The 17,534-nt window shown below is 67.1% G+C and carries 15 protein-coding genes; 6 read left to right on the forward strand and 9 right to left on the reverse strand.

From position 1 onward, the window contains the following. Positions 1 to 8: 8 nt before the first annotated feature. From glnX to EH231_RS27280, 3 genes are read left to right on the forward strand one after another with little or no spacing between them, the layout of a single operon-like run. Positions 9 to 1,328 (forward strand): protein kinase G-activating protein GlnX, encoded by a 1,320-nt coding sequence (glnX, locus tag EH231_RS27270; protein WP_090424176.1) that lies wholly within the window; start codon positions 9 to 11, stop codon positions 1,326 to 1,328. Beyond that, positions 1,325 to 2,305 (forward strand): glutamate ABC transporter substrate-binding protein, encoded by a 981-nt coding sequence (locus tag EH231_RS27275; RefSeq protein ID WP_164481040.1) that lies wholly within the window; start codon positions 1,325 to 1,327, stop codon positions 2,303 to 2,305. Before glnX ends, EH231_RS27275 begins: the two co-directional genes overlap by 4 nt. Beyond that, on the forward strand, positions 2,305 to 4,581 hold the full coding sequence (locus EH231_RS27280; RefSeq protein ID WP_090424175.1) for a serine/threonine-protein kinase PknG: 2,277 nt from the start codon (positions 2,305 to 2,307) through the stop codon (positions 4,579 to 4,581). The genes EH231_RS27275 and EH231_RS27280 overlap by 1 nt, the downstream gene beginning before the upstream one ends. A 5-nt stretch (positions 4,582 to 4,586) precedes the next feature. Here EH231_RS27280 and EH231_RS27285 read toward each other — a convergent pair whose 3' ends face one another. Next, positions 4,587 to 5,507: a cytochrome c oxidase assembly protein gene (locus EH231_RS27285; RefSeq protein ID WP_124713711.1), complete on the reverse strand. Its 921-nt coding sequence runs from the start codon at positions 5,505 to 5,507 to the stop codon at positions 4,587 to 4,589. 40 nt (positions 5,508 to 5,547) lie between these two features. Between EH231_RS27285 and EH231_RS27290 the strand changes: the two genes are divergently transcribed. Beyond that, on the forward strand, positions 5,548 to 6,543 hold the full coding sequence (locus EH231_RS27290; protein ID WP_206429618.1) for a VWA domain-containing protein: 996 nt from the start codon (positions 5,548 to 5,550) through the stop codon (positions 6,541 to 6,543). Positions 6,544 to 6,549: 6 nt separating this feature from the next. On the opposite strand, the gene EH231_RS27295 is transcribed toward EH231_RS27290, so the two are convergent. From EH231_RS27295 to EH231_RS27310, 4 genes are read right to left on the reverse strand one after another with little or no spacing between them, the layout of a single operon-like run. Next, positions 6,550 to 7,680, reverse strand: coding sequence for an acetate kinase (locus EH231_RS27295; RefSeq protein ID WP_124713712.1), 1,131 nt, complete (start codon positions 7,678 to 7,680; stop codon positions 6,550 to 6,552). Continuing rightward, positions 7,677 to 9,755, reverse strand: coding sequence for a phosphate acetyltransferase (gene pta, locus EH231_RS27300; protein ID WP_124713713.1), 2,079 nt, complete (start codon positions 9,753 to 9,755; stop codon positions 7,677 to 7,679). Before pta ends, EH231_RS27295 begins: the two co-directional genes overlap by 4 nt. Before the next feature lie 51 nt (positions 9,756 to 9,806). Next, positions 9,807 to 11,129 (reverse strand): aspartate aminotransferase family protein, encoded by a 1,323-nt coding sequence (locus EH231_RS27305; RefSeq protein ID WP_124713714.1) that lies wholly within the window; start codon positions 11,127 to 11,129, stop codon positions 9,807 to 9,809. Positions 11,130 to 11,159: 30 nt separating this feature from the next. Further along, entirely contained in the window at positions 11,160 to 12,716 is a 1,557-nt protein-coding gene (locus EH231_RS27310; protein ID WP_124713715.1) for an APC family permease, read from the reverse strand. A 244-nt stretch (positions 12,717 to 12,960) separates the two neighbouring features. Here EH231_RS27310 and EH231_RS27315 point away from each other — a divergent pair, with 244 nt between their 5' ends. After that, complete coding sequence (locus EH231_RS27315; RefSeq protein ID WP_044515438.1) at positions 12,961 to 13,722, forward strand: GntR family transcriptional regulator; 762 nt, start codon at positions 12,961 to 12,963, stop codon at positions 13,720 to 13,722. On the opposite strand, the gene fgd is transcribed toward EH231_RS27315, so the two are convergent. Then, the gene (gene fgd, locus EH231_RS27320) at positions 13,723 to 14,733 is read right to left on the reverse strand and encodes a glucose-6-phosphate dehydrogenase (coenzyme-F420) (RefSeq protein WP_124713716.1); all 1,011 of its coding nucleotides are present in this window, start codon (positions 14,731 to 14,733) and stop codon (positions 13,723 to 13,725) included. Positions 14,734 to 14,795: 62 nt separating this feature from the next. Here fgd and EH231_RS27325 point away from each other — a divergent pair, with 62 nt between their 5' ends. After that, positions 14,796 to 15,530, forward strand: coding sequence for an MBL fold metallo-hydrolase (locus EH231_RS27325; protein WP_124713717.1), 735 nt, complete (start codon positions 14,796 to 14,798; stop codon positions 15,528 to 15,530). On the opposite strand, the gene EH231_RS27330 is transcribed toward EH231_RS27325, so the two are convergent. From EH231_RS27330 to EH231_RS27340, 3 genes are all read right to left on the reverse strand, one after another. Next, positions 15,527 to 15,808, reverse strand: a complete 282-nt coding sequence (locus EH231_RS27330) for a hypothetical protein (RefSeq protein WP_090424166.1) — start codon at positions 15,806 to 15,808, stop codon at positions 15,527 to 15,529. The two genes, EH231_RS27325 and EH231_RS27330, sit on opposite strands and share 4 nt — an antisense overlap. Positions 15,809 to 15,874: 66 nt before the next feature. Further along, positions 15,875 to 17,005, reverse strand: a complete 1,131-nt coding sequence (locus tag EH231_RS27335) for an LLM class flavin-dependent oxidoreductase (RefSeq protein WP_124713718.1) — start codon at positions 17,003 to 17,005, stop codon at positions 15,875 to 15,877. Beyond that, the gene (locus tag EH231_RS27340) at positions 17,002 to 17,529 is read right to left on the reverse strand and encodes a GNAT family N-acetyltransferase (RefSeq protein WP_124713719.1); all 528 of its coding nucleotides are present in this window, start codon (positions 17,527 to 17,529) and stop codon (positions 17,002 to 17,004) included. Before EH231_RS27340 ends, EH231_RS27335 begins: the two co-directional genes overlap by 4 nt. Between the last annotated feature and the right edge of the window lie 5 nt (positions 17,530 to 17,534).

The following is a 17,534-nucleotide window of genomic DNA, read 5'->3' on the forward strand; positions in this document are numbered from 1 at the left end:
GTGCGCAGGTGACCGTGGATTTGGCACATCCCTCGACCGAACCGCTCGCGTCCCGGTCGCCGACCACTCCTGCCCACCCGCGCTGGTGGTTTCTGTGGACCACACCGGGGCGCATCCTGACGATCGGAGTGACGCTCGCCGGGCTGGTTATAGCCAGCGCGTTCGCGACGTCCACCACGATCAACGACCGTCAGCAGGCGTTGACCACGGTGCTCGATCACACCGAGCCGCTGGCGTTCGCGGCCGGCCAGCTCTACACCACGCTGTCGGTCGCCGACGCCGCCGCGGCGACGGCCTTCATCGCCGGCGCTGAACCCCGAGACGTCCGTCAGCGATACGAGCAGGCCATCACCGACGCCTCGGTCGCGGTGACCCGGGCATCGAGCGGGTTGACCGACGAAGCACTGGTGCAGCTGCTCGGCCGGATCAACGCACGGCTGGCGGTCTACACCGGCCTGGTGGAGACCGCGCGGACCAACAACCGGGCCGGCAACCCGGTGGGTTCGTCCTACCTGTCGGAAGCCTCGGCGCTGATGCAGTCGCAGATCCTGCCCGACGCGCAACGCCTGTACGAGGAGACCTCGGCGCGGGTGGATGCCGAGACGACCGCCTCCACCCGGATCCCGGCCGCGGTGATGCTGGTGGTGCTGGCCACGTTGATGTTCGGCGCGTTCGCCAACCGCTGGCTGGCGCGGCGCACCCGGCGCCGGGTGAACATCGGTTTCGTGGCCGGCGGGATGGCCGTGCTGATCATGCTGATCTGGGTGACCACCGCACTGGTGATCTCGACGTCGGACAGCCGCAGCGCCAAGGACACCGCCGCCGAGTCCCTCAAGACCGTGACCAACCTGGCCATCACCGCGCAGCAGGCCCGGGCCGACGAGACGCTGGCGCTGATCCGGCGCGGCGACGAGAACCTGCGCAAGCAGTCCTACTACCAGCGCATCGACGCCATGCAGCAGCAGCTCGCCCAGTATCTGGCCCGCGACACCCGCATCGACAAGAGTGATCTGACGGGGGCCGAGGATCTGCTCACCAAGTGGCGCGCGGCCGATGACCGGATCAACGCCTATATCGCGGTGGGCAACTACCAGGCCGCGACACAGGTGGCGCTGGGCACCGGCGAGGACGATTCCACGTCGGCCTTCGACAAGCTCGACGACGCCTTGTCCAAGGGCATCGAACAGAGCCGCAGCCAGTTGCGCAATGACATCGCCAATGCCCGCCGGGTGCTGTCCGGTGCGACCGTGGGCGCCGCGCTGCTCAGTGTGGCCGCGGCGCTGGCGGTGGCGTTGGGACTGTGGCCCCGACTCAGCGAGTACAGATGAGCACCGTGAAGAAGGCAGTGCAGAAGCTATTGGCCGTCCTGACCGCGACCCTGGCAGTGGCCGGGTGCAGTCAGAGCGCGCCGGCATTGACGTTGCCGACGATGACGCTGGCGCCGCCCAGCCCGGCCGGCATGCAGGAGCTTGCGCCCCAGCCCGTTCGGGTGCCGACGCAGGACACCGACGAGTGCAACCGCACCGCCAGCCTGCGGCCGTTCAGCAATCAGGCCGACGCCGACGCGGCGGTGGCGAAGATCCGTGACCGCGGGCGGCTGGTCGTCGGGCTCGACATCGGCAGCAATCTGTTCTCGTTCCGCGATCCGATCACCGGTCAGATCAACGGGTTCGACGTCGACATCGCCGGGGAGGTCGCGCGCGACATCTTCGGCACGCCGTCGCAGGTCGAGTACCGCATCCTGTCCTCGGCCGACCGCATCACCGCGCTGCAGAACAATCAGGTCGACATCGTGGTCAAGACCATGACGATCACCTGCGAGCGCCGCAAGGAGGTCAACTTCTCCACGGTGTATTTCATGGCCCACCAACGCATCCTGGCCGCACGGGACTCCAACATCTCGCAGGCCTCCGACCTCTCGGGCAAGCGGGTGTGCGTGGTGGACGGGACCACGTCGCTCAAGCGGATCCAGCAGATCAGCCCGTCACCGATCATCGTCTCGGTGGTGACCTGGGCCGATTGCCTGGTGGCACTGCAGCAGCGCCAGGCCGACGCGGTCAGTACCGACGATTCGATCCTGGCCGGGCTGGTGGCCCAGGATCCGTATCTGCACATCGTCGGCCCCAGCCTCAACGAGGAGCCCTACGGCATCGGGCTGAACCTGGACAACACGCCGCTGGTCCGGGTCGTCAACGCGACGCTGGAACGTATCCGCCGCGACGGCACCTGGAACACGTTGTACCGCAAGTGGTTGACGGTTCTGGGGCCGGCACCGTCGCCCCCGGTCGCGAGGTATGTCGACTGATGAACAAGCCCGACGACAGCGGACTCCCGGACACCCCCGACACCGAGGGCGGACCCGGGACGCAGCCGGCGAGCCTCGAAGACCTCGAGTTGGACTCGCAGTCGACCCTGCGGCCCATGGCGACGCAGGCGGTGTTCCGCCCGGAGTTCGACGAATCCGACGATCCGACGTTCGGCGGCGGCGACACCGAACCGCAGAACCTGGCCACGATCGCCACCCGGATGCTCTCGCCGATCCGCAGGCTGGGCGGCGGGCTGGTCGAGATCGCGCGGGTGCCCGAGCGAGATCCGTTGACGGCGTTGATGACCAACCCGGTGGTGGCCGAGCAGAAGCGGTTCTGCTGGAATTGCGGCAAGCCGGTCGGCAGGTCCTCGCCCGATGGGCATGCCCTGTCGGAGGGCTGGTGTCCGCACTGCGGCAGCGCGTACTCGTTCCTGCCGCAGCTGTCCCCGGGCGAGATCGTCGCCGACCAGTACGAGATCAAGGGCTGTATCGCCCACGGTGGTTTGGGCTGGGTGTATCTGGCCTTCGACCACAACGTGAATGAGCGTCCGGTGGTGCTCAAGGGCCTGGTGCATTCCGGTGACGCCGAGGCCCAGGTGATCGCCATGGCCGAACGCCAGTTCCTGGCCGAGGTGACGCACCCGGGAATCGTGAAGATCTACAACTTCGTCGAACACGATGACAAGCACGGCAATCCGGTCGGCTACATCGTGATGGAGTACGTCGGCGGAACGTCGCTCAAACAGGCCAGGGGCACCCGGCTTCCGGTGGCCGAGGCGATCGGCTACATGCTGGAGATCCTGCCCGCGCTGGGCTATCTGCATTCGATCGGGCTGGCCTACAACGACCTCAAGCCCGAGAACATCATGATCACCGAGGAACAGCTCAAGCTGATCGACCTCGGTGCGGTGTCGAAGCTCAACTCTTACGGATACCTGTACGGCACACCGGGATTCCAGGCGCCCGAGATCGTGCGCACCGGGCCGACGGTGGCCACCGACATCTACACCGTTGGACGCACGCTGGCCGCGCTGACCATGAACCTTCGGACCCGGCGGGGCCGCTACGTCGACGGGCTGCCGTCCGAGGACCCGGTGCTCGACAACTACGATTCCTTCGGCCGGTTCCTGCGCCGCGCCATCGATCCCGATCCGCGACGCCGGTTCCGCAGCGCCGAGGAGATGTCGTCCCAGCTGCTCGGTGTGCTGCGCGAGGTGGTGGCGGCCGATACCGGTATCCCCCGCCCCGGTCTGTCGACCGTGTTCAGCCCGTCCCGGTCCACGTTCGGCGTCGATCTGCTGGTCGCCCACACCGATGTCTATGTTGACGGACAGGTGCATTCGGAGAAGCTGACGGCGCAGGAGATCGTGCGCGCGCTGCCCGTGCCACTGGTGGACCGCACCGATGTCGGGGCCCCGATGCTGGTGGCCAGCGTGCTCAGCCAGCCCGTGCACACCCTGGACCAGCTGCGCGCGGCGCGCCACGGCGCGATCGACGCCGAAGGCGTCGACCTGTCCGAATCGGTGGAGCTGCCGTTGATGGAGGCACGCGCCCTGCTCGACCTGGGCGACGTCGCCAAGGCCACCCGCAAGCTCGACGACCTGGCGACCTGGGCGGGGTGGCGCTGGCAGCTGCTCTGGTTCCGCGCCGTCGCCGAGATGCTGTCAGCCGATTACGACTCGGCGACAAAGCATTTCACCGAGGTGCTGGACACTCTTCCCGGGGAGCTGGCGCCCAAGCTGGCGTTGGCCGCGACGGCTGAACTGGCCGGCACCGCCGATGAGCTGAAGTTCTACAACACCGTGTGGAGCACCGACAACGGCGTGATCTCGGCCGGTTTCGGACTGGCCCGCGCCGAGTCGGTCGCCGGCGCGCGCGACGAGGCGGTCCAGACCCTCGACCAAGTTCCGCCCACCTCAAGGCATTTCACCACCGCCCGGCTGACGAGCGCCGTCACCCTGCTGTCAGGACGGTCCACCGGTGAGATCACCGAACAGAACATCCGCGATGCGGCTCGACGTGTGGAGGCACTGCCCGATTCGGAGCCCCGCGTGCTGCAGATCCGGGCACTGGTGCTGGGCACCGCGATGGACTGGCTGGCCGACAACACGGCGAGCAGCAATCACATCCTGGGATTCCCGTTCACCGAGCACGGTCTGAAGCTGGGCGTCGAGGCGTCGTTGCGGGCGTTGGCCCGGGTCGCTCCCACCCAGTCGCACCGCTACGCGCTGGTCGACTTGGCCAACAGTGTGCGGCCGATGAGCACTTTCTGAGCCCTTCAGCGGCGATACCGGTCCCGCAGTTGCGGGTCGGATTCCCACCAGAGCGCGGAACTTCCGGTAGCGCGCTGCTCCTCGATTCCGGCGTCGATCTCGGCGTCCACCTCGGCGGCGCGCGTGCGCTCATGGGACCCCAGCGCCCGCATCAACACCATGATGAACGGGATGCCCAGCACGTCGCCCAGAATCCACAGCACCCCGGCGCCCAGGGTCTGGTCGTCGCGCAGGCTGGGTCCCCAATCCCGGTGCAGCGCAGAGTAGTAGTCATAGGCGATCAGCGGCCCCAGCCACAGCACCAGGCCGAGGACGCCGTCGCCCAGGCCCTCGGCAACGCTGATGCATATCGACAGCAGGGGCGAGTACCGCCGCGGAACGGGGTCCGACTGCAAACGCGCGTAGAAGTAGCAGAAACCTATGGCGGACAACGCGATGCTGGTCAGATCCGCGATCACCGGGTTGACCAATGACGCGACGTACCACCGAGTCAGGTAGAGCAGCCAGGGCGTCGCCAACATCAGCACCGACGTCACCGGCGGTGACAGCACCACCCGGGCCGCCCGTGACCCGAGCACCGTGTCGATCCGCACGCGGGCATTCGGGCTCGAGGCCTCACGCAGAGCGGTCACCGGCCGGCCCGACGCCAGCAGGAACGGCACCACGTACAGCAACAGCAGCACCTGCAGCGCCCGCACCCAGAACAAGACCAGGGCGTAGTGCGCAATGGCCCCCTGGGTGGCGAGCAGCCAGCACACCGTGCCGGCACCGAAGCACCAGGCCTGGCGCTGCCCGACACCAGTGGCGCCTCGCGCGCGCCGATGGCACAGGTAGTAGCCCGCGCCGATCACGAGGATCAGCAGCAGGGCCACCTCAGACACAGCGCGAACGTACGCCCCGAACCTGGCAGCATTCCGCCAGGCCATTGTGCTGGCGTTGTGAGGGCTGCAGTCCGAGCCTCAGGGCGTGAACGCTTTGTCGTTGTCGGGATTCCAGCACCGCTGGTTCTTCCTGTGCGCACTGGTCGCGGTCGGAATGCTCGCGCTCTACGTCTACCGGCTACGGGCGAAAGGCACCCCGGTGCTCCGGTTCGCCAACATGCACGTGCTGGCCGCCGTGGCCCCTCGACGGATCCGCCGGCTGCGGCACGCGCCTGCGGCATTGCTGCTGATCTCGCTGCTCCTGCTGACCGTCGCGTTGGCAGACCCGACCCGCGATCACCTGATACCGCGCAATCGCGCGGTGGTCATGCTGGTCATCGACGTCTCGGAATCGATGGCCGCCACCGATGTCGCCCCCAGCCGGCTGACGGCCGCCAAGGAGGCGGGAAGGAAGTTCGTCGCCGGACTCAACCCGAGCGTCAACCTCGGATTGGTCGCATTCGCCGGTACCGCAACGTTGTTGGTGCCACCGACGACCAAGCGAGCGCCGATGAAGGCCGCGATCGACAAACTCGAAGCGGCCGAGCGCACCGCGACCGGGGAGGGCATCTACACCGCACTGCAGGCGATCGCGACAGTCAGCGGAGTGATCGGAGGAGGTGACGGCCCACCGCCCGCGCGGATCGTGCTGGAGTCCGACGGCAAGGAAACCGTGCCGCTGGACCCCGAGCAGCCACGTGGCGCGTTCGCCGCCGCCCGCGCCGCCCAGGCCCAGGGCGTCCCGATCTCGGCCATCTCCTTCGGCACCCCGGACGGCTACGTCAACCTCAACGACCAGAAAATCGCCGTGCCCGTTGACGATCAGACGTTGCAGGAGATCAGCAAGCTCTCCGGCGACGGCCGGGTGTTCCACGCCGACACCGTCGGTTCCCTGGAGGAGGTGTACGGCACGCTGCAACAGCAGATCGGGTTCCAGCTCGTCCCCGCCGATGCCAGCGCCGGATGGATCGTTCTCGCCACCCTGACGCTGGCCGCCGCGGCCATGGCCGGACTCGTGCTCAATCGGCGATTGCCGGGATGATCCAGGTCAGACCAGGGCCGCGCTGGCCCGCGCGATCGCCAACTCCTCATTGGTCGGCACCACCAGCACCGTCACCCGCGAGTCCGGTGCCGAGATCTGTCGGGCCTCGCGAGACCGGGTCGCGTTGAGTTCCTCGTCGATCTCGATCCCCAGCCCGGACAGCCCGGCCAGCGCGTCGCGGCGCACCGCGGCGTCATTCTCGCCCACCCCCGCGGTGAAGCTGATGACATCGGTCCGGCCCAGCACCGCCAGGTACGCACCGACATACTTGCGCAGCCGGTGGATGTAGACGTCGTAAGCCAATTGCGCGTCCTCATCACCGGACTTGATCCGGGCGTGCAATTTGCGGAAGTCGTTCTCGCCGCCGAGACCACGTACGCCCGACTGGCGGTTGAGCATCGTGTCGACTTCCTCGACACCCATACCGGCCGCGCGGCACAGATACATGATGATGCCCGGGTCGACATCGCCGCTGCGGGTGCCCATCACCAGGCCCTCCATCGGCGTCAGGCCCATCGAGGTGTCCACCGGCCTTCCGCCGGCGATCGCCGACGCCGACGCACCGTTACCCAGATGCAGGACAATCTGATTCAGCGACTCGTAGGGTCGATCGAGCAGGACGGCGGCCTGCTGGCTGACGTACTGGTGCGAGGTGCCGTGGAAGCCGTACCGGCGGATGCCCCAGCGCTCGGCCACCTCGCGATCGATGGCGTAGGTCGCCGCGGCCGCCGGCAGGTTGTGGAAGAACGCGGTGTCGAAGACCGCGACGTGGGGCAGATGGGGAAGCAGCTTGCGGGCCACCTCGATACCGAGGATGGCCGGCGGATTGTGCAGCGGGGCCAGCGGTGACAGCTCTTCGAGCTTGGCGATCAGGTCACCGTCGATCAGGGTGGGCTGATAGAAGGTCTTGCCGCCGTGCACGACCCGGTGCCCCACCGCCACCAGGCCCAGGGTGTCCAGGTGCAGACCCTGACCGGCCAGTTCGTCGAACGCGGCCCGCAGTGCGGCGTCATGATCGGGCACCTGCGCCGAGCCGATCTGCTCGATGATGCCGTCGGCCAGAAACTCTCCTGAACTCGGTTTTACCACTGCGTATTTCAGCGAGGACGAACCGGAGTTGACGACCAGAACCGTCATGAGTCGCCCTGTGCCTGAATCGCCGTGATCGCCACGGTGTTGACGATGTCCTCCACCAGCGCTCCTCGGGACAGATCGTTGACCGGCTTGTTCAAGCCCTGCAGCACCGGGCCGATCGCGATGGCGCCGGCACTGCGTTGCACGGCCTTGTAGGTGTTGTTGCCGGTGTTGAGGTCCGGGAAGATCAGCACCGTGGCCCGGCCCGCCACCGGCGAATCGGGCATCTTGGTCAGCGCGACCGAAGGCTCCACCGCGGCGTCGTACTGGATCGGGCCCTCGACCAGCAGATCGGGATCACGTTGGCGCACCAGTTCGGTTGCCGCCCTGACCTTGTCGACATCGGCGCCGGTGCCCGAGGTGCCTGTCGAATACGACAGCATGGCCACCCGCGGATCGATGCCGAACTGCGCCGCGGTGCGCGCCGAGGAGATCGCGATGTCGGCGAGTTGCTCGGAGGTCGGATCGGGCACGATCGCGCAGTCGCCGTAGGCCAGCACCCTGTCGGCCAGGCACATCAGGAAGATGCTGGACACCGTCGAGATTCCCGGCGCGGTCCGGATGATCTCGAAGGCGGGACGCACGGTGTGCGCGGTGGTGTGCGCGGCGCCCGACACCATTCCGTCGACCATCTTGTTGTGCACCAGCATCGTGCCGAAGTAGGAGACGTCGTGGATGATCTCGCGGGCCTGCTCGACCGTCACGCCCTTCTTGCGCCGGAGTTCGGCGTACTGCTCGGCGAACTGGTCGCACAACTCACTGGTACGCGGATCGAGGACGACGGCCGCGTCGAGGTTCACGCCGAGTTCCGCTGCCCGGGAACGGATCTGGCTTTCCTCGCCGAGGATGGTCAGCTCGGCCACCTCATGCTGCAACAGCCGGCCCGCGGCTCTGAGGATGCGGTCGTCGGTGCCCTCGGGCAAGACGATGCGCTTGCGGTCGGAGCGGGCCTGGTCGAGCAGCTGGTAGGTGAACATCTGCGGAGTGGTGACCGCGGGGATCGGGATGCTCAGCTGCGCCAGCAGATCGTTGACGTCGACGTGTTTGTCCATCAACGCCAGCGCGGTGTCGATCTTGCGCTGCGATTTCGCGGTGACCCGGCCGCGCGCGCCGGCGACCCGGCTGGCGGTCTCGAAGGTTCCGTACTCGGTGGCCACGATGGGCAACCGCAGCCCCAGCCCGTCGACCAACGAGGCGATGGCCGGGTGCAGTTCGAGCCCGCCGTTGAGGATGATGCAGGACAGTGACGGAAATCCTTCTGCGGCATGGGCACTCACCACGGCCAGCACCACGTCGGACCGATCACCCGGGGTCACCACCGCGACACCCTCGGTCAGGCGCTCCAGCACGTGCTCGGCGGTCATGCCCGCCACCAGCACACCCATCGCCTCACGGGACAGCAGCTCCGGGTCCCCGGCGATCACCGTGCCGTCGACCGCGACCTTCAGTTCGGCCACTGACGGCGCCACCAGCAACGGCTCCTCGGGAAGCACGTAGGCGGGCGGGCCGAGCGGTTTGAGGGCCTCGGCCACCGCGGTCAGCTGCGCGGGGTCACACCGGTTGGCGACGACTGCCGCGGCGTGCGCATGCTGGTGGTTCAGCTCGGCCAGACACACCTCGACCACGTGGGCCACCTCGTCGGGCGCGCGGTCGGCGGCCTTGACCGCGAGCACCACGGGGGCGCCGAGGTTGACCGCGATGCGCGCGTTCATGCTCAGCTCGCTGGGCGTGGCGACATCGGTGTAGTCGCTGCCGACGATCAGCACCGCGTCGCACTGCTCGGCCACGCGGTGGAACCGGTCGACGATGTCGGCGATCGCGACGTCGGGATCCTCGTGTACCTGCTGGTAGCTGACCCCGACACACTCGTCGTAACTCAGCCCCGCCGTGGTACCGGCCAGCAGCAGTTCGAGGATGTAGTCGCGGTCCTCGCCCAGCCGGGTGATCGGGCGGAAGACCCCCACCCTCGGCACGGTCGCAGCAAGTCGGTGGAGAATGCCGAGCGCAATCGTCGACTTGCCGGTGTCACCTTCGGGCGACGCAATATAGATCGCCGTAGCGACAACTGCCTCTGGCACTGATACAGCTTCCCTCATCAGGGTTTGGACAGCCAGATGCTCTGCTTTTGCTCAGCGCAGCTCCCGCAGCGCATCGGCGAATTCGGTGCAGAACCAGTCCACATCCGACAGAGAGAATACCAGCGGGGGTCTCACCTTCAGCACACTGCCCTCCGCTCCGCAAACGGAGATGAGCACCTTGCGGTCCCGCATCGCGTTGACCAGATCGTGCGCACCGGCGCGATCGGGGGTCAAAAGATCGGGGTCGGTGACCATCTCGACGCCGACGTAGAGACCGGCCCCGCGAACATCCCCGATACGCGGATTGTCGACGGCCACCCGGGCGAGCTCGTCGCGCAGCGCGGTGCCCACCTTTGCCGCATTGGCCATCAGCTGCTCGTCCTCGATGACGTCGAGCACCGCACCCGCCGCTGCCATCGATACCGGGTTGCCACCGAACGTGTTGAAGTACGGCACCTCCCGAGCGAACGCCTCGAGCACCTCACTGCGGGCGGCCATCGCCGCCACCGGCAACCCGTTGGCCATCGGCTTGCCCATGGTGACCAGGTCGGGCACGACGCCGTGGCGGGTGAAGCCCCACATCGCCTCCCCGGTGCGGCCGAAGCCGGGTTGCACCTCGTCCGCGATGAACACCCCGCCGGCCGCACGTACCGCCGCCACCGCGGGTGCCAGCACCGAGGGGTCGGGGTAGATGCCGTCGGAGGAGAAGAAGGTGTCCACGATCAGGCAGCTCAGGCCGTGGCCTGCCGCCGACAGGTCGGCGATCGCTGCTTCCACGTCGGCCAGGAACCGGCCCGCCACATCGCCCCCGGAGCGGTAACTGTCCGGAGCGGCCACGGCGCGCACATGCGGACCGATGGTGGTCGCACCACCGATCGACGGTGAAATCGCTGTCACTGCTTCGGTATTGCCGTGGTAGGCGTCCCGGGTGACGATCACACCGCGTGCCCCGGTGTACATCTGGGCCACCCGCAGGGCCAGATCATTGGCCTCCGAGCCGGTGCAGGCGTACATCACCTGGTCGACTTCCCCTGGGAGCGTGGCCAACAGCCGCTGCGAGTAGTCCACGATGCCGTCGTGCAGATACCGGGTGTGGGTGTTGAGTGTCTCGGCCTGGCGGGTGATGGCGGCGACCACGCGTGGGTGGCAGTGGCCGACGCTGACGACGTTGTTGTAGGCGTCGAGATAACGCCCGCCGTCCGCGTCGAACAGGTGACTGCCGCTGCCCCGGACCAGGTGTACCGGCCGTTCATAGAACAGCCGGTACGCCGGGCCCAGCAGGTGGGCACGGGCCTCGATCAGCCGTTCGGTGTCGGGATCGGTCGCCAGACCCCCCGAATAGCTGTTGGAGTCCATGATGTTCGAGAACCCCATGGCACGTCCTTTCGCCACCCGCACGCCCCGCTAACGTTCGTGCGCTTCCTCCAACACTGTGCGCCCGAGATCGGAATAGCGTTGCGGATCCTTGAATTTCAGGAACAGCGCCCACAGCACACCACCGATTCCGGCGATGCCAACAACATACGGGATCGACGTGAAGATCCAGTCCGAAGCGGCTGAACCCGCAGCAAACGACGCGTTCTTGGCGAGCAGGTAGATGACGTAGAGCATGCCCACCCCGCCCAGCAGCGGAGCCAGGAAGGTGGTGAACCAGTTCGAGGTCTCGGGATGCCGCTTCTGCACGTGGAAGAACGAGATCACCGAGAATGCTGCCAGGGCCTGCACGATCATGATGGCCGTGGTGCCCAGCAACGCCATCAGGCCGTAGAGGCCGGTGTAGGGGTCGCGGCCGGTGATGTCGAAGAACAGCACCACCACGGTGGCGAAACCGGTTTGCACGAATCCGGCGATGTGCGGTGAGCCGTGCACCGGGTGGGTGGCGCCGATGGTCTTGCGCATGCCCGGGATGACGTTCTCCCGGCCGATGGCGTACAGGTAGCGCGCGGCGCAGTTGTGGAAAGCCATGCCGCAGGCGAACGAGCCCGTCATCAGCAGGATCTTGAACAGGTCGACGGCCCACTCGCCCAGATGCTGGTGCACCGGGGTGAAGAAGATGTCTCCCGCCGTGGTCGAATCCTGCGCCAGCGCAATGGCATTCTGCGGGCCGGTACCGACGATCGCCAGCCACGAGACCAGAACGTAGAACGCGCCTATGCCGACGACCGAACAGATCACCGCAATCGGGATGATCTTCTTGGGATTTCGGGACTCTTCGCCGTACATGGCGCTGGACTCGAAGCCCACCCACGACCAGAACGCGAAGAACAGGCCGACTCCGGCCGATCCGGCGACGGTGATCATGCTGCCGTCGACACCGGCCACCTCACCGGAGAGACTCTGGAAACCGTTGAGCGGGTTGAGCGATCCCAGCGACCAGCCCTGCGGACCGCCGCCGGTGAACACCACGGACAGCGCCATCATGGCCAGCATGATGATCTCGGTGATCAGGAAGACCCCGAGCACCTTGGCCGCCAGGTTGATGTCGAAGTAGGTCAGCACGGCGTTCACGGCCAGCATCACCACGGCGAACAGGACCCACGGCACGTCGATGTTGAAGAACGATTTGAACAGATCGTTTCCGAAGAACGAGAAGATGCCGATCAGCGACGCCTCGAACACCATGTAGGCCAGGGCGGTGAGGAATCCCGCTCCCAGGCCCACGACGCGGCCCAGGCCGTGCGAGATGTACCCGTAGAAGGCACCGGTGGCGGTGATGTGCTTGCTCATCGCGGCATAGCCGATGGCGAACAGGGTCAGCACGATGGTGGCGACGAAGTATCCGGCGGGCGCATAGGCGCCGTTGCCGAAGCCGACCGCGATCGGCACGTTGCCGACCATGGCCGTGATGGGAGCGGCCGTGGCGACCGCCATGAACAGCACGCCGACCAGTCCCACGGCGTTGGGTTTGAGACGTTGGATGGAGGCACCGGACGGAGCCGGCGGATCGATGATCTCGCTCATTGCGGGTCCTAACTGAAGGACGGTTTTCGGACCACTATTTGGTCTGATTGTTTGGCGTCGACGACAGCATTGTGGTGCGACGCAGCACATTGTTATCCCGCCCAGATCATTGGGCAACTCGAAAATTGTTGCGGGTCAAGCCCTTTGTTGCCGTCATGTTTCGAACCTGGGAGTCGTGCAACAGCCAGGTTAATCGGCTGTTTTTGGTCTGCTCTGCGGGCTCGATTTGGTTCACACTCGGGGCATGTCCATGACACCGGGCGGCCCTGTAGCCGAGGACGTGCGCCGACGCATCCTGTCCATGCTGGCCCTGGGCACCCTGCGTCCCGGCTCGCGGCTGGGCACCGAGCGTGAGATGGCGGAGAGCTTCGCGGTGTCGCGATCCACGCTGCGCAGCGCACTACTGCCGTTGAGCCAGGCGGGTGTGCTGGAGCGCCGGACCGGGCGAAACGGCGGCACGTTCGTGCGGGCCGACGTCGTGGAACGCAACGCAGCCGAGCTGGCCGGGCTTCCCGCCCGGTTGCACAGCGGCGGTCACAGCAGCGCTACCCGGGTCCTGGCGACCGACCGCAGGCCGGCCACCCAGGTGGAGTCGCATGCGCTCGAAATCGCCGATGGCGCAGAGATATTCACGATCCGCAGGCTGCGCTACGCCGACGGTGTGCCGCTGTCGGTGGATCTGTCCTGCTTCGTGGCCGAGCGGATGGAGGACCTGCTGGAACAACCGCTCGGGGGCTCGCTCTACGAGTTGGTGCGAGTGCGGTACGGCCTGGCGCCCGCTGTCACCACCGAGACCATCGAAGTGGTCAGCGCCAGCCCCCGCGAGGCCCAGTGGCTCGACATCGCCCACCGCAAGCCTCTGTTGGCGATCACGCGCATCACGCGTGACAGCAGTGGCGAGCCGTTCGAGTACGCCTGCGATCTGTTCCGCGCCGACCGGGTCCGGCTCACAGCGACGAGCCACGGCGCGGTCGGCGCGGTTCAGCGATCAGTCAGCAGCGCCTGATCAGCCCAGCTTGCGCAGCCGGGGCTCCAGGTCCTTCTTGAACAGGTCGAGGAACCGGCGCTGGTCGTGCCCTGGAGCGTGGAAGACCAGGTGGTTCAGGCCCCACTTGACGTACTGGCCGACCTTTTCCACCGCCTCGTCGGGATCCGACGCGACGATCCAGCGCTTGGCGACCTGCTCGATGGGCAGCGCGTCGGCGGCCTTCTCCATCTCGATCGGATCGTCGATCGAGTGCTTCTGCTCGGGTGTCAGCGACAGCGGCGCCCAGAACCTGGTGTTCTCCAGGGCCAGCTCGGGGTCGGGATCGTAGGAGATCTTGATCTCGATCATCCGGTCGATGTCGTCGGGATTGCGCCCGGCGGCCTCGGCGCCCTCCTTCACGGCGGGGATGAGCTTGTCCTTGTACAGCTCCTCACCCTTGCCGGAGGTGCAGATGAAGCCGTCGCCCGCGCGGCCCGCGTACTTGGCCACCACCGGGCCGCCCGCGGCGATGTACACCGGGATGCCGCCCTCGGGCACGTCGTAGATCGAGGCGCCCTTGAGCTTGTAGTACTCACCGTCGAAATCGACGCGGTCGCCCACCCACAGCTCGCGCATGAGCTTCACCGACTCACGCAGCCGGGCGAAGCGCTCCTTGAACTCGGGCCACTCCCCGATGTAGCCGGTGGCGATCTCGTTGAGCGCCTCACCGGTGCCCACCCCGAGGAAGATCCGGCCCGGGTACAGGCAGCCCATGGTCGCGAACGCCTGCGCGATCACCGCCGGGTTGTACCGGAACGTCGGCGTGAGCACCGATGTGCCCAGTACCAGCCGCTCGGTGCGCTCGCCCACCGCCGTCATCCAGGCCAGTGAGAACGGTGCGTGCCCGCCCTCGTGGCGCCAGGGCTGGAAATGGTCGCTGACCGTCGCACTGTCCATTCCCGCCGCCTCGGCCAGCACTGCCAGCTCGACGAGTTCACGCGGGGCAAACTGCTCCGCCGATGCCTTGTATCCCAGTTTCAGTTCAGCCATATCTCTTTCTGCTCCTCGCGTGCGCGACAGTTCGTTTCTACTCCTATGCCTAAACTCGCGACATGGCAGCAGCCCTGACCGCGATCACCGAGCATGTGCACTTCGCACAAACCGACTTGGTCAACTGGACCCTGGTGACCGACGGAAACCGGGTCATGCTGATCGACGCGGGGTTCCCGGGGCAGCGCGAGGACGTCATCGGCTCGGTCCGCCGGCTCGGGTTCACCATCGACGACATCGCCGCCGTTCTGCTGACCCACGCCCACATCGACCACTTCGGGACTGCCATCTGGCTGGCGAAAACCCATGGCACACCGGTGTTTTGCCACGACACCGAACTCGGGCACACCAAGCGTGAGTATCTCGAGCAGGCCGCGCCCGCGGACGTGGTCCGCAACATCTGGCAGCCCCGCTGGCTGAAGTGGGCGGCCACCATCACCGCCAAGGGCGGGATGAACCACGCCGGCATCCCGACCGCACGGGCGCTGACCGACGACGACGATCTCCCGGGCAATCCGGTGCCGGTTCCCACCCCGGGGCACACCGGCGGGCACTGTTCCTTCATCGTCGACGGGGTTCTGGTCAGCGGCGACGCCCTGGTCACCGGACATCCGCTGCTGCGGCATACCGGCCCGACGCTGCTGCCTGCCCTGTTCAACCACGACGAGGAGGGCTGCCTGACCAGCCTGAAGACGCTGGCGGCAGTCGAGGCCGATGTGATGCTGCCCGGACACGGGCCGCTGTGGCGCGGATCGATCGCCGACGCCGCCTCCGCTGCGGCGGCCCGGCACGCCTAGTGCTGCAAGATGCGGTACCCGAGCAGGAAGAACCCGGTCAGGCACAGGCCGCAGGCCAGCACGATCGTCGGCATCAGGACCATCTGATCGAGTTCGTCGGGGTCGAACACCTCGTCGTCGTACACCGAACCGAACAGCACCCGGGCAAACTTGGTCTGGCGGAACGCGTGCATCCGTCGTTGTGATTCCGCCGAGTCCGCCCGACGACCGATGAACAACCGCAAAGCCACCCCGGTCGCGAACACCACCGCAGCCGCTACCAGCAGCAGCGATCCCACGATTACCTGCAGGCTCGGCAAATACCCCCCTAGCGGTGACGACAGCTTCGGGGGCCAGCCTAGTCGCTAACCGCCCCACCGCTCAGCTATCAGCCGGTGGGAGCGCAAACGGTCCTCGTGCCGGTGCGTCACCGAGGTGATGACGAGTTCGTCCGCCCCGCTCACCCGCGCCAGGGCCTCCAGCCGCGCGGCCACCTGATCCGGGTCTCCGACGAATTGCGTTGCGATACGGTCCCGGACCACCTCCAGCTGTTCGTCGGACAGCGGTCCGCAGTCGGCCGGGTCCGGGTAGGGAATCGCGCCGCCGCCGGCCCGGATCGAGTACACCCAGTGGCCGTAGCTGGACGCCAGGTACCGCGCGGCGGCTTCATCCTCGGCCACCACCACATCGGCCGATACCGCCACGTACGGTTCGGACAAATACTCCGACGGGGTGAATCCGTTGCGGTACACCTCGATTGCCTCCAGCGCGGTGGCCGGGGTGATGTGATAGCTGGCCACGAACGGCAGCCCACGCGCGGCCGCGACGCGGGCGCTCTGCCCCTTGCTGCTGCCGAACACCCACGGGGTCAGACCGGCGCCTGCGCCGGGAACGGCCGTACCGACCTCATACCTGCCGGCGAGCATGGCCAGGATGTCATCCAGCTGTTCGGCGAAATCCGGTGTGACAGCTTCGGGTTGCTGCAACACCGCCATCCGGGACCGCAACTTGGGATCGCGCATCAGCGCGCTGACGTCGTACGGCGCCGGGACCACCACCCCGTCGACCTCGTGCCACTCCCTCGGCGGCCGTGGCTCGCGGGGCTTGTCCCGCACCGCTTCGGCACGTTTCTGCCCCGAGCGGCCCACCCCCAGATCGATCCGGCCGGGATGGAACGCGGCCAGCGTGCCGAAGCTCTCCACCACGGCGACGGCGGTCGTGTGGCCGAGTTGCACTGCCGCGGTGCCGACCCTGATCCGTTCGGTTGCCGCGGCGATCTGCCCCACCAGAACGGCGGGTGACGAGCTGGCCACCGACACGAAATGATGCTCGGCGACCCAATACCGTTGAAAGCCCCACTGTTCGGCGTGCTGAGCCAGGTCTACGGTATTGCGCAGCGCGGTCACCGCGTCGCCGCCGGCACTGATGGGGGCCAGGTCGAGAATCGAGAGCGGCACCGCCTTCGGCTCCTCGCGCGAGCGCTCGTCGGCTGTCATGTGGCCCCCTCCCCCGACAGTTCCTTCTCGAACGCGATCGGGAAGACGGTTCCCTCCCCTTCAGGAGGCAACGGGGCGATCAGTCGGGTGTAGCCCGCCGAGTCGTAGAGCGCTTCGGCCTCGGGCTGGAGATGACCCGTCGTCAGATAGACCCTGCGGTATCCGCGTGCGGCGATCTCGCGCTCCAGGTGAGCGAGCAGCGCCGCGGCATGACCGCGCTTCCGGAAGCGACTGTCCGTCCAGATGCGTTTCAGTTCGGCTGTCTCGGCGTCGAATCGGGTGAAGGCGCCGCCGGTGACCGGCACGCCGTCGAGCACCCCGATGTACAGACCGCCGCCGGGCGGGGCGAACTCGTCGGCGGACTTTCCGCGCAGCCAGCCCATCATCAACTCGGGTGTCCCGCCGTAGCGCCCCGAGTACTCGACCGACAACTCGGCCAGTAGTGGGGCGGCCAGTGGATCATCCAAGCCGACCGCTACGAACCGCACACCACTCACGGGGGCTGACTTAACCACCGTTTGCATACCCA

The organism is Mycolicibacterium nivoides (genome assembly GCF_003855255.1).
Lineage (GTDB): Bacteria > Actinomycetota > Actinomycetes > Mycobacteriales > Mycobacteriaceae > Mycobacterium > Mycobacterium nivoides.

Excerpts from the sequence above, each read along its gene's own strand:
- EH231_RS27310 (WP_124713715.1), bottom strand. The coding sequence starts at position 12,716 with ATGAGCGAGATCATCGATCCGCCGGCTCCGTCCGGTGCCTCCATCCAA.
- fgd (WP_124713716.1), bottom strand. The coding sequence starts at position 14,733 with ATGGCTGAACTGAAACTGGGATACAAGGCATCGGCGGAGCAGTTTGCC.
- EH231_RS27280 (WP_090424175.1), top strand. The coding sequence starts at position 2,305 with ATGAACAAGCCCGACGACAGCGGACTCCCGGACACCCCCGACACCGAG.
- EH231_RS27325 (WP_124713717.1), top strand. The coding sequence starts at position 14,796 with ATGGCAGCAGCCCTGACCGCGATCACCGAGCATGTGCACTTCGCACAA.
- EH231_RS27305 (WP_124713714.1), bottom strand. The coding sequence starts at position 11,129 with ATGGGGTTCTCGAACATCATGGACTCCAACAGCTATTCGGGGGGTCTG.
- EH231_RS27315 (WP_044515438.1), top strand. The coding sequence starts at position 12,961 with ATGTCCATGACACCGGGCGGCCCTGTAGCCGAGGACGTGCGCCGACGC.
- EH231_RS27340 (WP_124713719.1), bottom strand. The coding sequence starts at position 17,529 with ATGCAAACGGTGGTTAAGTCAGCCCCCGTGAGTGGTGTGCGGTTCGTA.
- EH231_RS27335 (WP_124713718.1), bottom strand. The coding sequence starts at position 17,005 with ATGACAGCCGACGAGCGCTCGCGCGAGGAGCCGAAGGCGGTGCCGCTC.
- EH231_RS27295 (WP_124713712.1), bottom strand. The coding sequence starts at position 7,680 with ATGACGGTTCTGGTCGTCAACTCCGGTTCGTCCTCGCTGAAATACGCA.
- EH231_RS27285 (WP_124713711.1), bottom strand. The coding sequence starts at position 5,507 with ATGGCCTGGCGGAATGCTGCCAGGTTCGGGGCGTACGTTCGCGCTGTG.
- EH231_RS27275 (WP_164481040.1), top strand. The coding sequence starts at position 1,325 with ATGAGCACCGTGAAGAAGGCAGTGCAGAAGCTATTGGCCGTCCTGACC.